The organism is Streptomyces sp. NPDC007205 (assembly GCF_040634095.1).
Lineage (GTDB): Bacteria > Actinomycetota > Actinomycetes > Streptomycetales > Streptomycetaceae > Streptomyces.
The window spans coordinates 367436-382771 of record NZ_JBEYEW010000003.1; the positions used below are offsets into that span (position 1 = coordinate 367436).

13 protein-coding genes are annotated in these 15336 nt (G+C 72.5%); 3 read left to right on the forward strand and 10 right to left on the reverse strand.

Annotation, left to right across the window (positions count from 1 at the left end; translation table 11 throughout):
* The first annotated feature begins 87 nt into the window (after nucleotides 1-87).
* Entirely contained in the window at nucleotides 88-726 is a 639-nt protein-coding gene (locus tag ABZ624_RS08145) for a LysE family translocator (protein WP_360083846.1), read from the forward strand.
* A gap of 61 nt (nucleotides 727-787) precedes the next feature.
* Nucleotides 788-3157 carry an excinuclease ABC subunit UvrA gene (locus ABZ624_RS08150; protein ID WP_360083848.1) on the forward strand — a complete coding sequence of 790 codons (2370 nt, stop codon included), beginning with the start codon at nucleotides 788-790 and terminating at the stop codon, nucleotides 3155-3157.
* A gap of 1 nt (nucleotide 3158) precedes the next feature.
* Here the strand turns inward: ABZ624_RS08150 and ABZ624_RS08155 are convergent, their stop codons facing one another.
* The 9 genes from ABZ624_RS08155 to ABZ624_RS08195 form a co-directional block, all read right to left on the reverse strand.
* Nucleotides 3159-3698 carry a DUF6817 domain-containing protein gene (locus ABZ624_RS08155; protein WP_360083850.1) on the reverse strand — a complete coding sequence of 180 codons (540 nt, stop codon included), beginning with the start codon at nucleotides 3696-3698 and terminating at the stop codon, nucleotides 3159-3161.
* 134 nt (nucleotides 3699-3832) lie between these two features.
* Complete coding sequence (locus ABZ624_RS08160; protein WP_360083852.1) at nucleotides 3833-5851, reverse strand: AAA family ATPase; 2019 nt, start codon at nucleotides 5849-5851, stop codon at nucleotides 3833-3835.
* A 62-nt stretch (nucleotides 5852-5913) separates the two neighbouring features.
* The gene (locus ABZ624_RS08165) at nucleotides 5914-6528 is read right to left on the reverse strand and encodes a TetR family transcriptional regulator (protein WP_360083854.1); all 615 of its coding nucleotides are present in this window, start codon (nucleotides 6526-6528) and stop codon (nucleotides 5914-5916) included.
* A gap of 9 nt (nucleotides 6529-6537) precedes the next feature.
* A complete protein-coding gene (locus tag ABZ624_RS08170) occupies nucleotides 6538-8784 on the reverse strand; it encodes an aminoglycoside phosphotransferase family protein (protein WP_360083856.1) in 2247 nt (748 codons plus the stop codon).
* A gap of 164 nt (nucleotides 8785-8948) precedes the next feature.
* Nucleotides 8949-9674, reverse strand: a complete 726-nt coding sequence (locus ABZ624_RS08175) for an HAD-IA family hydrolase (protein ID WP_360083858.1) — start codon at nucleotides 9672-9674, stop codon at nucleotides 8949-8951.
* Nucleotides 9674-10561: a GntR family transcriptional regulator gene (locus ABZ624_RS08180; RefSeq protein WP_360083860.1), complete on the reverse strand. Its 888-nt coding sequence runs from the start codon at nucleotides 10559-10561 to the stop codon at nucleotides 9674-9676. Before ABZ624_RS08180 ends, ABZ624_RS08175 begins: the two co-directional genes overlap by 1 nt.
* Nucleotides 10562-10616: 55 nt before the next feature.
* Entirely contained in the window at nucleotides 10617-11528 is a 912-nt protein-coding gene (locus tag ABZ624_RS08185; RefSeq protein ID WP_360083862.1) for a winged helix-turn-helix domain-containing protein, read from the reverse strand.
* Nucleotides 11529-11829: 301 nt separating this feature from the next.
* Entirely contained in the window at nucleotides 11830-13068 is a 1239-nt protein-coding gene (locus tag ABZ624_RS08190) for a GNAT family N-acetyltransferase (protein ID WP_360083864.1), read from the reverse strand.
* Nucleotides 13069-13119: 51 nt separating this feature from the next.
* On the reverse strand, nucleotides 13120-13776 hold the full coding sequence (locus ABZ624_RS08195) for an aerial mycelium formation protein (RefSeq protein WP_360083866.1): 657 nt from the start codon (nucleotides 13774-13776) through the stop codon (nucleotides 13120-13122).
* 157 nt (nucleotides 13777-13933) lie between these two features.
* Here ABZ624_RS08195 and dtd point away from each other — a divergent pair, with 157 nt between their 5' ends.
* Nucleotides 13934-14359: a D-aminoacyl-tRNA deacylase gene (dtd, locus tag ABZ624_RS08200; protein WP_360083868.1), complete on the forward strand. Its 426-nt coding sequence runs from the start codon at nucleotides 13934-13936 to the stop codon at nucleotides 14357-14359.
* Between the two features lie 4 nt (nucleotides 14360-14363).
* Here dtd and ABZ624_RS08205 read toward each other — a convergent pair whose 3' ends face one another.
* Nucleotides 14364-15329 carry a folate-binding protein gene (locus ABZ624_RS08205; protein ID WP_360083870.1) on the reverse strand — a complete coding sequence of 322 codons (966 nt, stop codon included), beginning with the start codon at nucleotides 15327-15329 and terminating at the stop codon, nucleotides 14364-14366.
* Between the last annotated feature and the right edge of the window lie 7 nt (nucleotides 15330-15336).

Sequence of the window (15336 nt, forward strand, 5' to 3'; positions counted from 1 at the left end):
AGTGCAATATTTTGATTGCACTGAGCGATTGCCTCGACATACGCTCCTGGCATTGCACCGCGACCGGCGCTCGACGAGGGGGTTTTCATGGTGGGATGGGGCGGAGTCCTCGGCGTGACGGTGGTGGCACTCGGCATGGTGCTCACCCCGGGGCCCAACATGATCTATCTCGTCTCCCGCAGCATCACCCAGGGCCGGCGCGCCGGGATGATCTCCCTCGGCGGTGTGGCACTGGGCTTCCTGGTGTACCTGCTCGCCGCGAACCTCGGCCTGTCGGTCGTCTTCCTCGCCGTGCCCGAGCTGTACGTCGCGGTGAAGCTGGCCGGCGCCGCTTACCTCGCCCACCTCGCCTGGAACGCGCTGAAGCCGGGCGGCGTCTCCGTCTTCGACCCGCAGGACGTCCCCCACGACTCGCCGCGCAGGCTGTTCACCATGGGGCTGATGACGAACCTGCTCAACCCGAAGATCGCCATCATGTACCTCTCCCTCATCCCCCAGTTCATCGACCTGGACAAGGGACACGTGCTGCTCCAGGGCCTGGTCCTCGGCTCGGTCCAGATCGCGGTCAGCGTCGCGGTCAATCTGGCCATCGCGCTCGGCGCCGGCACCATCGCCGTCTTCCTCTCCCGCCGTCCCTCCTGGCTCAAGGTGCAGCGGTACCTGATGGGTACGGTCCTCGGCGCTCTGGCCGTCTCCCTGGCCGTCGACACCTCGGGCCCGGCGTAGCCGGCAAGGCCGTCAGGATTCGAGAAGCGCCGGCCGGTGCGTCGCCGCTAGCGTGGCCGTCATGGACCTCACCGCCCCGCACGCCGCCGACAGCCACGACCTGATCCGGGTGCACGGCGCCCGCGAGAACAACCTCAAGGACGTCAGCGTCGAGCTCCCCAAGCGCCGGCTGACGGTGTTCACCGGCGTGTCCGGCTCGGGCAAGAGCTCGCTGGTGTTCGACACGATCGCCGCCGAGTCACAGCGGCTGATCAACGAGACCTACAGCGCGTTCGTGCAGGGCTTCATGCCGACGCTGGCGCGGCCCGAGGTCGACGTGCTCGACGGGATCACGACCGCGATCATCGTGGACCAGCAGCGGATGGGCGCCGACCCCCGCTCCACCGTCGGCACCGCCACCGACGCCAACGCGATGCTGCGCATCCTCTTCAGCCGGCTCGGCAGGCCGCACATCGGCTCGCCCAAGGCGTTCTCCTTCAACGTGGCCTCGGTCAGCGGCGCCGGTGCGGTCACCGTGGAGCGCGGCGGGCAGCAGGTGAAGGAGCGCCGCAGCTTCAGCATCACCGGCGGCATGTGCCCGCGCTGCGAGGGCCGGGGCACGGTCACCGACCTCGACCTCACCCAGCTCTTCGACGACTCGCTGTCTCTCAACGAGGGCGCGCTGACCGTCCCCGGCTACAAGTCCGGCGGCTGGAACCACCGCCTCTACACCGAGTCCGGCCTGTACGACGCGGACAAGCCCGTCCGCGAGTTCACCAAGCGGGAGCTGCACGACTTCCTGCACCGCGAGCCGACCCGGATGAAGATCGCGGGCATCAACATGACCTACGAGGGTCTGATCCCGCGGATCCGGAAGTCGATGCTCGCCAAGGACCGGGAGGGCATGCAGCCGCACATCCGGGCGTTCGTGGACCGTGCGGTCACCTTCGCCACGTGCCCGGAGTGCGCGGGCACCCGGCTCACCGAGGCGGCCCGGTCCTCGAAGATCGCGGGCGTCAGCATCGCCGACGCGTGCGCGATGCAGATCAGCGACCTGGCCGAGTGGGTACGGGCCCTGGCCGAGCCGTCGGTGGCGCCGCTGCTCGACTCGCTGCGGCACACCCTCGACTCGTTCGTGGAGATAGGCCTCGGCTATCTCTCCCTCGACCGGCCGGCGGGCACGCTGTCGGGCGGCGAGGCCCAGCGCGTGAAGATGATCCGCCACCTGGGCTCCTCGCTGACCGATGTGACGTACGTCTTCGACGAGCCGACCACCGGGCTGCACCCGCACGACATCCAGCGGATGAACGAGCTGCTGCTGCGGCTGCGCGACAAGGGCAACACCGTGCTGGTCGTGGAGCACAAGCCGGAGGCCATCGCGATCGCCGACCACGTCGTCGACCTCGGTCCCGGCGCGGGTACGGCGGGCGGCACCGTGTGCTTCGAGGGCACGGTCGAGGGCCTGCGGGCCAGCGGCACGCTCACCGGCCGTCATCTGGACGACCGGGCCGCCGTCAAGGACACCGTGCGCAAGCCGACGGGCGCCCTGGAGATCAGGGGTGCGACGACGCACAACCTCCAGAACGTCGACGTCGACATCCCGCTGGGCGTGCTGTGCGTCGTCACCGGGGTCGCCGGCTCCGGCAAGAGTTCACTGGTGCACGGGTCGGTCCCGGCCGGCGAGGGTGTGGTGTCGATCGACCAGACGCCGATCCGCGGTTCGCGCCGCAGCAACCCGGCGACGTACACCGGGCTGCTGGAGCCGGTCCGCAAGGCGTTCGCCAAGGCGAACGGCGTGAAGCCGGCCCTGTTCAGCGCCAACTCCGAGGGTGCCTGCCCCGGTTGCAACGGCGCCGGTGTCGTCTACACCGACCTGGCGATGATGGCCGGTGTCGCCACGACCTGCGAGGAGTGCGAGGGCAAACGGTTCCAGGCCTCGGTGCTGGAGTACACCTTCGGCGGGCGGGACATCGCCCAGGTGCTGGCGATGTCGGTGACCGAGGCGGAGGAGTTCTTCGGCGCGGGCGAGGGGCACATCCCGGCGGCGCACAGGATCCTCGGCCGCATGTCCGACGTCGGCCTCGGCTACCTCACCCTCGGCCAGCCGCTCACCACCCTGTCCGGCGGCGAACGCCAGCGCCTGAAGCTGGCCACGCACATGGCCGACAAGGGCGGGATCTACATCCTGGACGAGCCGACGACAGGTCTCCACCTGGCGGATGTGGAACAGCTGCTCTCCCTCCTGGACCGCCTGGTCGACTCCGGCAAGTCGGTGATCGTCGTGGAACACCACCAGGCGGTCATGGCCCACGCCGACTGGATCATCGACCTCGGACCCGGTGCCGGCCACGACGGCGGCCGCATCGTCTTCGAGGGCACCCCGGCCGACCTGGTCGCCGCGCAGCCCACGCTGACGGGGGAGCACCTGGCCGAGTACGTCAAGCGCGGCTGAACTACCCCGCGAGCACCCTCTCGCACGTCGCCCAGGCCGATGGGCTCAGCAGGGGACGGACGCGGGTGAAGAGACCGAGGAGGGCCGGTCCCCACCGGCTGCGGAAGGCGGGGTCCAGGCGGGCGAGGTCGAGTTCGTTCGCGGCGGTCAGCTCGGCGAAGTCCCGGCGCGGGCCGGCCTCGGGGACGTGGGCGCGGCCGGTGAACCGGTCCCGGAAGACCCCGTCGTCCTCGGCCAGCGCCGGATAGGCGGCCTTGCGGTCGCAGGAGCCGTACAGGTACACGAGCGCCTCGGCCTCGGCACCGATGACGGCCGCCAGTTCGGCGCGATGGCCGGGCGGCAGCAGAGCGTCGGGAAAGCCGTCGGTTCCGTAGCAGGCGTGGCACAGGCCGGCGAGCCGGAGAGCCGGGCGCGCGCCCCACTCCGCCAGCTGCCGTTCGACGCGCCGGAGATGCGCGAGCAGGGTGCCGCCCGGATGCGCGAGATCGGCGGCTCCCAGGTCACGCAGGAACGCGACCGCGGCGGCTGGGGAATCCGGCACGGGTCTCCTCCGTCCGTCGGTCCGCGGGACATCGCCCTGCCGATCATCCGGCGGCCGGTGCTGCCGGTCAATCCTCGGTTCTCCTCCCCCGGCCCCAGCTTCCGCTTTGGTCACGGCCCGCGCGCTGCCCCCTGTCAGAAAGGGAGCGGGCGGGCGTGGACCACGTCCAGGCGGGACACCGCGCGGGTCAGCACGACGTACAGCCGGTGTGCGCCCCGTTCCTCCGCCTCGGCGACGGCGGCCGGTTCCACCGCGACGACATGGTCGTACTCCAGGCCCTTGGCCATGCTCGCGGGGACGAGGGTCACGCGGGCGCCGAGCGTGTCGGGACCGGCCGGTTCCAGACCGGCGCCCACCAGCGCCTCCCGTACGCCGGACACCTCCGCGTCCGCTGCGACGACACCGACCGAGCCCTCGTGGGTGAGGGCCTCGCGTACGGCCGTCACCGTCGTGTCGGGGACGTCGTCGGTGGGGCGGAGGGTCAACTTGCCGTCTCTGCGCAGGGAGTGGGCCGGCGGCACGGACACCTCCAGGCGGGGCAGCAGCCGGTTGGCCAGGGCGACGACGGCCGCCGGCACCCGGAACCCGGTGGTCAGCGGCACGACGACCGCGTCCGGCCGGCCGAGGTGGCGCAGCTGGACGGACCAGTCGCGGGCGGCCCAGGGGGTGGTGCCCTGGGCGAGATCGCCGAGGACGGTCAGCGAGCCGAAGACCGCCCGGCGGGCGATCGCCCGGCACTCCATGGGCGAGAGGTCCTGTGCCTCGTCGACGACGATGTGCCCGTAGCCCTCGGGGTGTTCGACCAGTCCGGAGAGTTCGTCCAGCAGGACCAGGTCGGCCGCCGACCAGCGGGCCGACTTGTGGGAGCGTGGCGGGCGGGGCCACAGCAGGGCGGCCTGTTCGCCGGGGTCCAGCAGACCGTCGGCCGACCGGCTCAACGCCTCGGCGTCGGTGAGGAGTTCGGCGAGGATCTCCTCGGGGCGGACCTTGGGCCAGACCAGGTCGAGGTGTGCGGTGAGCGGCCGGGCCCGTTCGATGCGGCGCACCCAGGAGGCGGGCAGGACTCCGGAGCGCCGTTCGGCCCGCTCGCGCAGCCGTCGTACCACCCGGGCGCGTACCCGCTCCCGGCCGATGGCGTACGGCGGCTCCTCGGCGCGTACCTCCGCCACGATCGCGGCGAGTTCGGCGGCGGGGACCCGCCGGCGGCAGGAGCCGTCCGGTACGGCGAGGTCGGTGACGCCGTCCGCCGACACGCGCGCGTACAGCGCCCGGCGCAGCACCTCGGCCATCCGGGCGTCGTGTTTGACGGCGGCCGTGCGGTGCGGGTCGGTGCCGGTGACGGGGTGCCGGGCGAGCTCGTCCAGGAGGGTGGACTGACGGACGCCTGCCTCTCCGAGCGACGGCAGCACCTCGGCGATGTACGACAGGAAGGTGCGGTTGGGGCCGAGGATGAGCAGGCCGGACCGCTGCAGCCGCTGGGCGTGCGTGTACAGCAGATAGGCGGCGCGGTGCAGGCCGACGGCGGTCTTGCCGGTGCCGGGGGCGCCCTGCACGCACACCGAGTCGGTGAGCGCGGCCCGGACGAGGTCGTCCTGCTCGGGCTGGATGGTGGCGGCGATGTCCCGCATGGGCCCGACGCGGGGCCGTTCGATCTCGTGGGCCACGATGGCGCTGGCCCGTGACTCGCCCCGGCCGAGGTGCTCGTCCTCCAGCCCGGTGAGGTCGGCGGAGTCGCCGCTGCTGCCGGGCGCCCAGCCGAACCGGCGCCGTGTGTCCACACCCTGTGGATCGCGGGCGCTCGCCTGGTAGAACGCACGGGAGACGGGGGCCCGCCAGTCGACCACGAGGGGCGGGGCGGCCGGGCCCTCGGTGATCCGGAGGCGGCCCACGTGCAGTGCCGGCGGAGCGGCCTCGGCGAAGTCCAGCCGGCCGAAGAACAGCGGGCCCGGCGGGAGTTCGCGCAGCGCCTTGGCCTGGCTGCGCAACCGGCGGCCGAGGACTTCGGCGTCGGCTCCGGAGGCGGAGACGTCCTCGCCGATGACGACCTGTTCGGCGGCGTCCTCGATCATCGCGGCGAGGGCGGCACGGCAGGTGTCGTGGTAGGCGCGCTCGGTGTGCAGGGTGTCGGTGAGGCCGGGGTCGAGTGACGTCATGGCGCCAGCGTACCGCCATAACGTTACCGAGTTACATTTTTAACCGAGTCTCACGACCGGTCTCACGAGCCGGTCCTCCACTCCGGCAGCCCCTCCCCCAGCCGCCGGAACGCCCGCTCGGCCGCCCGTACGGCGTCCGGCTCCACCTGCGCGACCGGCTCCCCGGCCGCGACCCGCCGCCAGTTCTCCTGGGCCAGGATGCGCTGCACGGCGATGATCTGCCCGGCGGCCAGCCGCGCGTCCAGCCCGCCCCCGAGCGCCTGGGCGAGCGCCGCCTCCGACCGCTCCAGATGGCCGTACGCCCGCGCCACCAGGGCCGGCGTGCCGTAGAGCAGCCGGTGGAAGGCGAGCACCTGAGGATGGTCGTTCAGGCCGGTGACCGGATCGCGCCGCTCCAGCCCGTCGAGGAAGTTCCGGCGCAGTGCGTCCACCGGGTCGGCCGCGCCCGTGACCACCCGCGCGGCCTCCGTCTCGTGGTCCGCGATCCGGTGCAGGACCAGGTCCTCCTTGGCCGGGAAGTACCGGAAGAGGGTCGGCTTGGAGATCCCGGCCGCCGCCGCGACCTCGGCCACGGACACCGCGTCGAAGCCCCGCTCCAGGAACAGCCGCACGGCGATGTCCGACACGTCCTGGTACATCCGCTGCTTCTTGCGCTCACGCAGGCCCATCTCACCCATGGGGCGAGCCTACGCAGCGCCGCCCGGGCGGATCGGCCAGGCCAGGGTGCGGGCGAGGTGCGGGTCGGTCCGGCGGCGGGACGACAGGCCCAGGGAGGCGGTGGCCGCCGCCAGGGTCATCGCGTACGACTCCACGGCGCGGCGGACGTTGGGGGCGTCCAGGCTCGTCCCGGTGACCAGCCGGTCGAGGTCGACGTAGGCGGAGCGGACGATCTCGATCCACCGGTACACCCGCCAGTCCTGCTGCCAGTTGCGGGTGAACCGGGCGGGCAGCAGGCTCTCCCAGCGGCGGAACATGCGGTCGCGGATCTCCGGCCGGGTCGGGGTGAGGTGCATGTGCCGGACCAGCTCGTACAGCGGGTCGCCGACCAGGGCCAGTTCCCAGTCGATGAGGGTCAGCGCCAGATCGTCGTCGCGGCGCACCAGGTTCCAGGGGTTGAGGTCGCCGTGCAGCAGGGCGGGGGCGCGGTCGGTGACCCGGTGCCGGGCGAGGATCTCGCGCAGCCGGGGCGCGTCGGGCAGGCCGAGGAAGCGCGCCGACTGCTGGGACTGGCGGGGCAGACCGGCCACCAGCGCGACCAGCTGGTCGCTGAGCCAGCCGTAGAAGCCGGGCCGACCGGCCACCGGGTCGACCGTGGTGTAGTCGATCCCGGCCAGCGCGGCCAGCTGGTCGACCAGGCGGTCCGCCTCGTGCGGGCGCAGCCCGTGCACCGGGTGCTCGGGTCTGCGGCCGAGGTCGCGGCCGGCCTCGTAGGTGTGGACGGCGAACCGGTCCCCGGCGTAGCGGTGGGCGGGATCGGTGGCGTGGCTCTCGCCGAGCGCCAGCACCCGGGGCGCGGCCACGAACGCCCCGGACCGCTCGATCGCGGCGAGGACGGCGTGCTCGCTGAGGAAGCTGCGCTCGCGCCGCAGGACGACGGTCGCCTCCCGGCGGACGACGACGGGGAAGGGGGTGCCGGGGACCTGGATCACCGTGTTGAGGTGCGCGGCGCCCTTGAACACCCGCTCGGCCGGGGCGGAACCCTCCAGGACCAGCGCGTCGGCGACCGCACGGTGCCCGAACGCGGGGTGTTCGGGCACCCGCCGGTCCGGGGTCCAGGCGATGCCCCGGCGGGCGCGGCCCGCCGCGCCGGCCTGCCGGGCGCCGGCCGAGACCCCCCGCCGGAAGAGGATCCGCTCGATCTCCGGCTGCTCCGGCACCCGGCCCAGCCGCAGCGGCTCGGTGGCGCGGCGCAGGGCCGCGTGCACGGCGGCCGTCGCCTCGTCCAGGCGCCGCCGGCCGCAGGAGTCCTCCAGGGAGCGCGCGGCGCGGATCACATCCGCGTAGAGCGACTGCGCGTGCTCGAAGGCGACGTAGTGGCGCAGGTCCTTGTGCAGCCCGGCGGTCGCCGCGGGCCGCACCCGGCGTACGGCCCGCTCCCAGGCGGCGGTGGCCTCCGGCCACTGGTGGTCGGGGTAGCGCATCCGCACGAGGTGGACGGCGAGGTCGTGCAAGGGGTCGCCGTAGCCCGCCAGTTCCCAGTCCAGGCAGTGCAGCGGCGCGTCACCGGCGGCCGGCACCAGCAGGTTGCCGCGGTGCAGATCGCCGTGGAGCAGGCCGTACGGCCGCCGGGTCATCGCCGGCACCCGGTCGGCGAACCGCAGCAGGGCGTCCTCGGGCACGCCGAGGGCCGTGAACAGGCCGCCGTAGCGGCGCCAGTTGGGCCGGCGGATCTGCCGGTCGGCCTGGTGGGCGAGGGTGCGCAGAAAGGCCTGGGAGTCGGTGTGGTCGGCCGGCCGGCACGCCGGCAGCGGCGGCAGGGCCGCGCCGCGCACCTGCACGATGGCGGCCAGCAGCTCCGCCAGCTCCGTCAGCAGGGACCCGTCGACCGGTGTGCCGGGGCCGCGCAGCTCGGACAGAGGGGTGCCCTCGGCATGGCTGTGGAGGGCGAAGCCGTCCCCCTCCAGCAGGCATTCCGGCACGTTCGGCAGCACCGCCCGCACCGCCCGCAGGATCTCCGGCTCGCTCGGCCAGGTACGGATCACGACCGGCGGCACGTCCGGCCGCGGCACCCGTACGGTCACCAGGGTGCCCGGCTCCCGGCCGAGCAGCCGGGCCAGCGGCTCGGTCAGCGGCAGCACGTGGTTGTCATGGTGGAAGCCGGCGCCCCTGGGCCGGGTGGCGAGCGCGCGGGCCAGGAACGCCCGGACGACGTCCGCTGGAATTCTGCCGGCGTGCCCCCCGGCCGGGGCACGGGGAACAGGCGGTGCGCCCACTGGCCGCTCCGGGGTCGATCGCGCGAAAAGGAAGGGTCGGGCCCAGTCGAGCAGCCGGGCGGGTGGTCCGCCACTCGTCTGTGCCAGGCCGAGGGCCGGCTCGTTGCCGTTCCTCCCGCGCGGTTACGCACGCGTCCGAGCGGTGACCCGGACGTGTCGGCATGCTAACCGACCGGGCGGCCGCTCCGGAGCAACCGCAGCAGCGGCTGGAGCGACCGTACGACGTGCCGGGCGCCCGCCGCGCGCAGGAGCCCCTCCTTCGCCTCGTTACGCGCGTAGCCGAGGAACGGAACGCCCGCGGCACGGGCCGCGGCGAGGTCCGAGGGGGCGTCGCCGATCATCAGGGCGGCCGGGGGCGCGGCACCCATCGCGTTCAGGGCGCGGTTGAGGCACTGCGGGTGCGGCTTGAGGTGGTGCAGCTGCTCGGTGCGGCCGTACAGGTGCGGGCTGAAGCAGCCGGTGAGGCCGCGGGTCTCCAGATAGGTGCGGGCCGCGCGGGGCGAGTTGTTGGTGGTGACGGCCAGCCGGGCGCCGACGGCGGTCCAGGTGCGGATCAGCGGGTCGGCGTAGGCGGTGGGCAGCGCGGAGGCGGCGGCCCGCAGCTCCTCCTGGGTGAGCCGCTCCTCCAGCCCGGCGACCAGGTCGCTGCCCGGGCGTCTGCGGCCCACGGCGCGCAGGACGACCTGGGGGTCCAGCGTGTCCCGTTCCGCGTCGGTGAGCAGACCGTGCAGGCCCTGCCGCGCCAGCCACTCCACCAGGTCCGCGGCCACCCGTTCCGCCTTGTGCCCGGCGAAGAGGCGGCAGATCGGCCCGTCGAAGTCCCACAGCACGAACCGGGCCGGCGTGATCAGTTCCCGAAGCTTCTCGATCTCACTCGCATCAGAAGTCACTAGGAGAGTGTCAGGTCCGTTGTGATGGTTTCCCAGAGGGCGTCGAACCACTTCTGCGATTGCTCCACGAACGCCGCGTCACGCTGCCCGGCCCGCTGCTCGAAGGAGAACAGCAGCGACTCGGAGCCGAGGGTGTCGTACATCTCCAGCGTCCCCTGGTCGGTGGGCTCCTCGCGGCGCGTGATCATGTAGTGCGCGAAGAGCGCCTCCTTCCCGTTGAGCAGGTACAGCTTGACCGGAGGGGTGAACGGCAGCGCCCGGAAGGTGACGCGGACGTCGATGTCGTGGGTGCCGCGCAGCGCCTGGAGGTTGTACTGGAGCACCTGGCCCTGGGCGTTGCGCATCGCCAGCCAGCGCTGGTGGACGGCCTCGTGCTCCTCGCTCCCGGCATCGACCGAGACCGGGAAGGCGAGGTTGATGTCGCGGGACGGCAGCAGGACGCGGGCGTCGATCCGCTCCGGGTGCAGCCGGCCCTCGTGGACCAGGCGCAGCGGCTCTCCGAGCGCCGGTATCAGGCTCTGTGCGGTCAGGCAGACGGCGTCGATGCGCACGTGCGGTGCCGCGAACGCCTCGGTCAGCCGGGGTGCGAGCGCCACCATCGTCGGCTGGGGCTCCTCCCGCTGCCACGCGGGCTGCGGCTCGGCGACCCGCGGCGGGCTGCCCTTGCTGACGCCGGCGAGCAGTCCGTCCCCCTGGAGCACCCGCAGCGCCTGGCGTACGGCACCCCGCTCGACCCCGAACTCCCCGGCCAGCTCGGCCTGGGTCGGCAGCCGCTCGCCGGGCCGCAGCACGCCGGTGCGGATGCGCGTGCGCAGGGTGTCGGCGATCTCCTGAGGCGTGAGCCTTCTGCTGCCGTTCGCTGCCCTATGCTCCTGGGTCACGGCCAAACGCTACAACTCTGATCCATCTACCGGGAGTTGGTTACCAACCTTTCCGAGTTGGCTAGGGACTGAGGAGCAGCTCCGAACTGATCGTCTCCCACAGCGCGTCGAACCACAGCCGTGACTGCTCCACGAACGCGGCGTCCCGCTGCCCCGCACGCCGCTCGAACGCGAACAGCATCGAGCGCGTGCCGTCGGCGTCGTACAGCTCCAGGTGCGCGTGGTCGATCTCCCGTTCGCGCCGTTTGAGCGTGTAGTACGCGAACAACGCCTCCGAGCCGTTGAGCAGATACAGCTTGACCGGCGGGGTGAACGGCAGGGCGCGGAAGCAGACCCGTACGTCGACGCCGTGCGTGGCGTACAGGGCCAGCAGGTTCTGCCGCAGCACCAGCCCCTGGGCGTTGCGCTGGGCCAGCCAGCGGCGGTGCAGCAGACCGTGGTCGTCGGCGGCCACGGGCACCGGGAAGGCGAGGTCGATGTCACGGCTGGGCAGCAGCACCCGGACGTCGATCTTGGCCGGTTTCAGCCGCCCGGCGTGGATCTGCCGCAGCGGCTCCCCGATGGCCATCGTGAGCGAGACCGCGGTCAGGCACAGCGCGTCGATGCGCACGTGCGGGACGGCGAAGGCCTCCGCGATGCGGGGCGCGAGGCCCACCAGGGTGGGCTGCGGCGGTGCCGCCGGTCCGGCCGGCGGGCAGGCCGGCCCCGGGACCGCCGCCACCGTGGCCGGGCTGCCCTTGGAAACGTCGGTCAGCAGCCGCTCCGACTGCAGGATGCGCAACGCCTGCCGTACGGCGGCCCGTTCGACACCGAACTCGTCGGCCAGCGCGGCCTGCGTGGGCATGCGCTGGCCCGCCCGCAGCACACCGGACCTGATCCGGGCGCGCAGTTCGTCGGCGATGTCGCGGGACGCATGGGGCCGGTGTGACCTCGTCCGTCCATTGGCGGAGGCGTGCTCCGGGTCCACGGACAAACACTACAACTTCCCGCCAAGTTGCGGCAGTTCGCCGACGGCTGGTTATGAGTCGCGCCCCAACGGAGATAAGTACAGTGAAGTTGGCTGCCAACTTCACGACATGGTCAAGCTTCCCAGTGGTTGGCCGATCGGGCTCCCTTCCGGAGGGGAGCCGGGAGTCCGGACAGGGGACGGCCACCGAAGCGCACAGTCACAACTGAAGACGACCTCGCACAGCCACAACTGAACACCGCGGCACAGCCACAACTGAACAGCTCGCTACGGATGAACGGTCAGCGTCACCGGGAGAGAGGAGCGGTCAGAAGATGTCCGGGCACCACGGCCGCCCGGGCGAGCGGAACAGGGCGTCGGCCTTCCGGGCGGCGCCCTCTCGTTCTTCCTGCACCCGGCCGAGCGCGGCCAGCCGCAGCAGGGACTCACCGCCGAGCCAGACCGAGGCCAACTCACCTGCCTCCAGGGTCAGATCGGCGCTCGCGGTGCTCCCCGGCGTGCAGGACGCCCCCTCGGGCGAGACCTCCAGCCGGAACCGGCCCGCGGCGAGTCCGTCGCCGTCCACGACCTCCAGTACGACCGTGCCCGCCCCCTCGTACGTCCGCGCCTCCAGGGCCGCCGCGACGTCCAGGATCCGCATCCAGAGCCAGTCCGCGTGCTCGGTGATCCGGGCCGCGCGCGGGTCGGGGAGATAGCGCGGGAGCAGGTCGTCGGGGCCTCGGTAGCCGCTGTCGACCTTCGTGATCCAGTCGATGGAGCACAGGAAGTGCCACAGGGCGCGCTCGGCCGACGCCGTGGTGGCGACGAGCCCCAGCACATCGGCGGTCTGATCCGGCTGCTTGCCGGTCCAGGTCTCGTCGGACCGGTACGCCACCAGGCCCTCGACCTCACCGTGGGCCGAGCGGTAGACGGCGTAGAAGGGCTCGGTCCAGCCGTCGTGGAAGCGGACCGCCCCGGTGTTCACCTGCCACCACAGCTCGTCGCGGCTGACCGCGCCGGGCTGCAGGCGACGGAACCGCTCGTACAGCTCGGGGCCGAGCTTGCGTACGTCCTCGCCGTCCACGAGATCGATCCGGCCCCCGTCGTCCGGTCCCGACCAGCGCGGGTCGAGGCCGGCCCGGGGCACCTCGATGGTCCACCGGTTCGCCCAGGTGACCGGGCCGAAGCCGTAGCGGCCGTAGATCGGGTACTCGGCGGCGATCAGGGTGGCGACGACGTCACCGCGCTCCTTGGCCGCCGCGAGGTCCTGCGCCATCATCCGGCTCAGCAGGCCACGGCGGCGGTGGGTGGCGCTGACACTGACGTTGGTGATGGCGTCCGCGGCCACGGGCGCCCCGCCGACCGCCGTCAGTTCCTGGGCGAAGGACCGGAAGGTGGCCACACAGCGGCCGTCGTCGAAGGCCCCGAGCAGCCGGTCCGGCACGAACTGCGCGCGCCGGGCGTCGATCTGCTCAGGCGTCAGGACGGGCGGCCGCAGAAACCCGGTGGCATGCGCGCGCAGCCAGCCCTCGAACTCGGCCTCGGTGACGCTTCGGACGTCGCTCATGGGGCCACGGTAGGCGGCGCCCCCGGAACCTGTCGCCCCTATTCCTCCGACTCAGAGCAGCAGGTCGTCCACCTGGGCCTCACCCACCCGGTAGCGGCGGGCGATCTCCGCGCTGCAGTCGTCGGTCGTGCGCTGCAGGTGCTGGCGGCGACGGGAGACCTCCTGCTCGTAACGGACCAGGCGGCCCATGGCCGTGGTCAGTTCGAGGTCCGTCCGCGCTTCCAGGTCCGACAGCTCGACCTCGGCGAGCATCTCGGCGGCCAGCTGCCGGTACTCCTCGTTGTGCGGGGTGCCGAGCGTGACATGGCGGGCCGAGGAACGGTGCCGGGCCGGGGCGTCCTTGAGGATCTCCGGCAGCCGGTCGACCATGGAGCCGTCCGCCGGCGCGGGCACGGACGCCCGGCCGCGCCGGCACAGCTCGGCACGCAGGATGTCGATCCGGCCCTGCAGCAGCCGCCGCACATAACTGAGGTCCGCCTCGTCACGCTGGGCGTCACGGCGCAGGGTGCGCAGCTCCGGCAGGCTCAGCCGGGGCAGATCGGGCTCGGGAGGCCCGGCGGACAGGATCGGCTCCGCCGGAGCGTCGGCGCGCTGAACCGGCGGCCGATACGCCCCCGGCATCCCTTCCATCCCTTTCACCCCCTCCGCCCCTTGCACCTCTGCTGCCCCCTGCGTCTCCAGCCGCCCGCTGGTACTCGGTGTGCTCATGCTTCGGACCGTCCCCTCGACCGGCGTGTGGAAGCATCGTGCCACCCCAACTGGCTGCTATGTGACCGTGTGCCCCTGAACAGCCCCAGATGGGGGGTAAGGGATCTATATTGGACCGCCTATGTCCGCGTACCGGGCACCCGGCATGATGGTCCGCATGCGTGCGGTGGTGCAGAGAGTGGACGGCGCGAGTGTCGTCGTGGACGGTGAGACAGTCGGCGCGATCGAGGGCGAGGGGCTGTGCGTCCTCGTCGGGGTGACCCATGAGGACACCAAGGAGAAGGCGGCGCAGCTGGCCCGCAAGCTCTGGTCGATCCGGATGCTGCAGGACGAGAAGTCGTGCAGCGACATCGACGCCCCGCTGCTGGTGATCAGCCAGTTCACCCTGTACGGCGACGCCCGCAAGGGCCGCCGGCCCACCTGGAACGCGGCGGCCCCGGGCGACGTCGCCGAGCCGCTGGTGGACGAGGTCGTGGCTCAGCTGCGGACGTTGGGGGCGACGGTGGCCACGGGCCGCTTCGGCGCGAAGATGCGGGTGTCCCTGACGAACGACGGACCGTTCACGGTGCTGCTGGAGATCTAGGCGACTACGGCTGAACCACGACCTCCTGCGCAGCCGCTGTCTCTCCGGCCAGGAGCCGCGCGTCGACCGGCACGTTCCGCTTGACCAGCGCCAGTGCCACCGGACCCAGCTCGTGGTGCCGTACGGACGTCGTCACGAAACCGATCTTCCGGCCCTCCGGCCCCTCGTCGGCGACGCGGATCTCCGTGCCCGGCACCGGCAGATGGACGTCGCTGCCGTCCAGGTGCAGGAAGACCAGGCGGCGCGGCGGCTTGCCCAGGTTCTGGACGCGGGCGACCGTCTCCTGCCCCCGGTAGCAGCCCTTCTGCAGGTGCACGGCCGTGCCGATCCAGCCCAGCTCGTGCGGAATCGTCCGGTGGTCGGTCTCGAAGCCGAGCCGCGGCCGGTGGTGCTCGACGCGCAGCGCCTCGTAGGCGAGGAGCCCGGCGGCCGGGCCGTGCGTGGCCGCGAAGGACTCCAGCCGGGCCCGGGGCAGGAACAGATCACGGCCGTACGCCGTCTCCCGTACGACGACGCCGTCCGGCACCTCGCCGATGGACCCGGCGGGCAGGTGCACCACGGCGAAGTCACCCGTTCGGTCGGCGACCTCGACCCGGTAGAAGAACTTCATCGACTCCAGGTACGCGACCAGCGCTTCCTGTGTCCCCGGCTCCACGTGCGCCCAGACGGTCGTACCGTCGTCCACCAGGTACAGCGCGTGCTCGATGTGACCGTGCGCGGAAAGGATCAGCGCCTCGGTCGCCTCACCGGCCCGCAGCTCGCTGACGTGCTGGGTGAGCAGGAGGTGCAGCCAGCTCAACCGGTCGTCGCCGCTGACGGTGACGACGCCCCGATGGGACAGGTCGACGAATCCGGTGCCGTCGGCGAGGGCACGCTGCTCGCGGAACAGGTCACCGTAGTGGGCGGCGACGCCTTCGTCCACGCCCTCGGCGGGGACGGCGCCGGGCAGGGTCAGCAGGGGGCTCTTCATGGGGCCA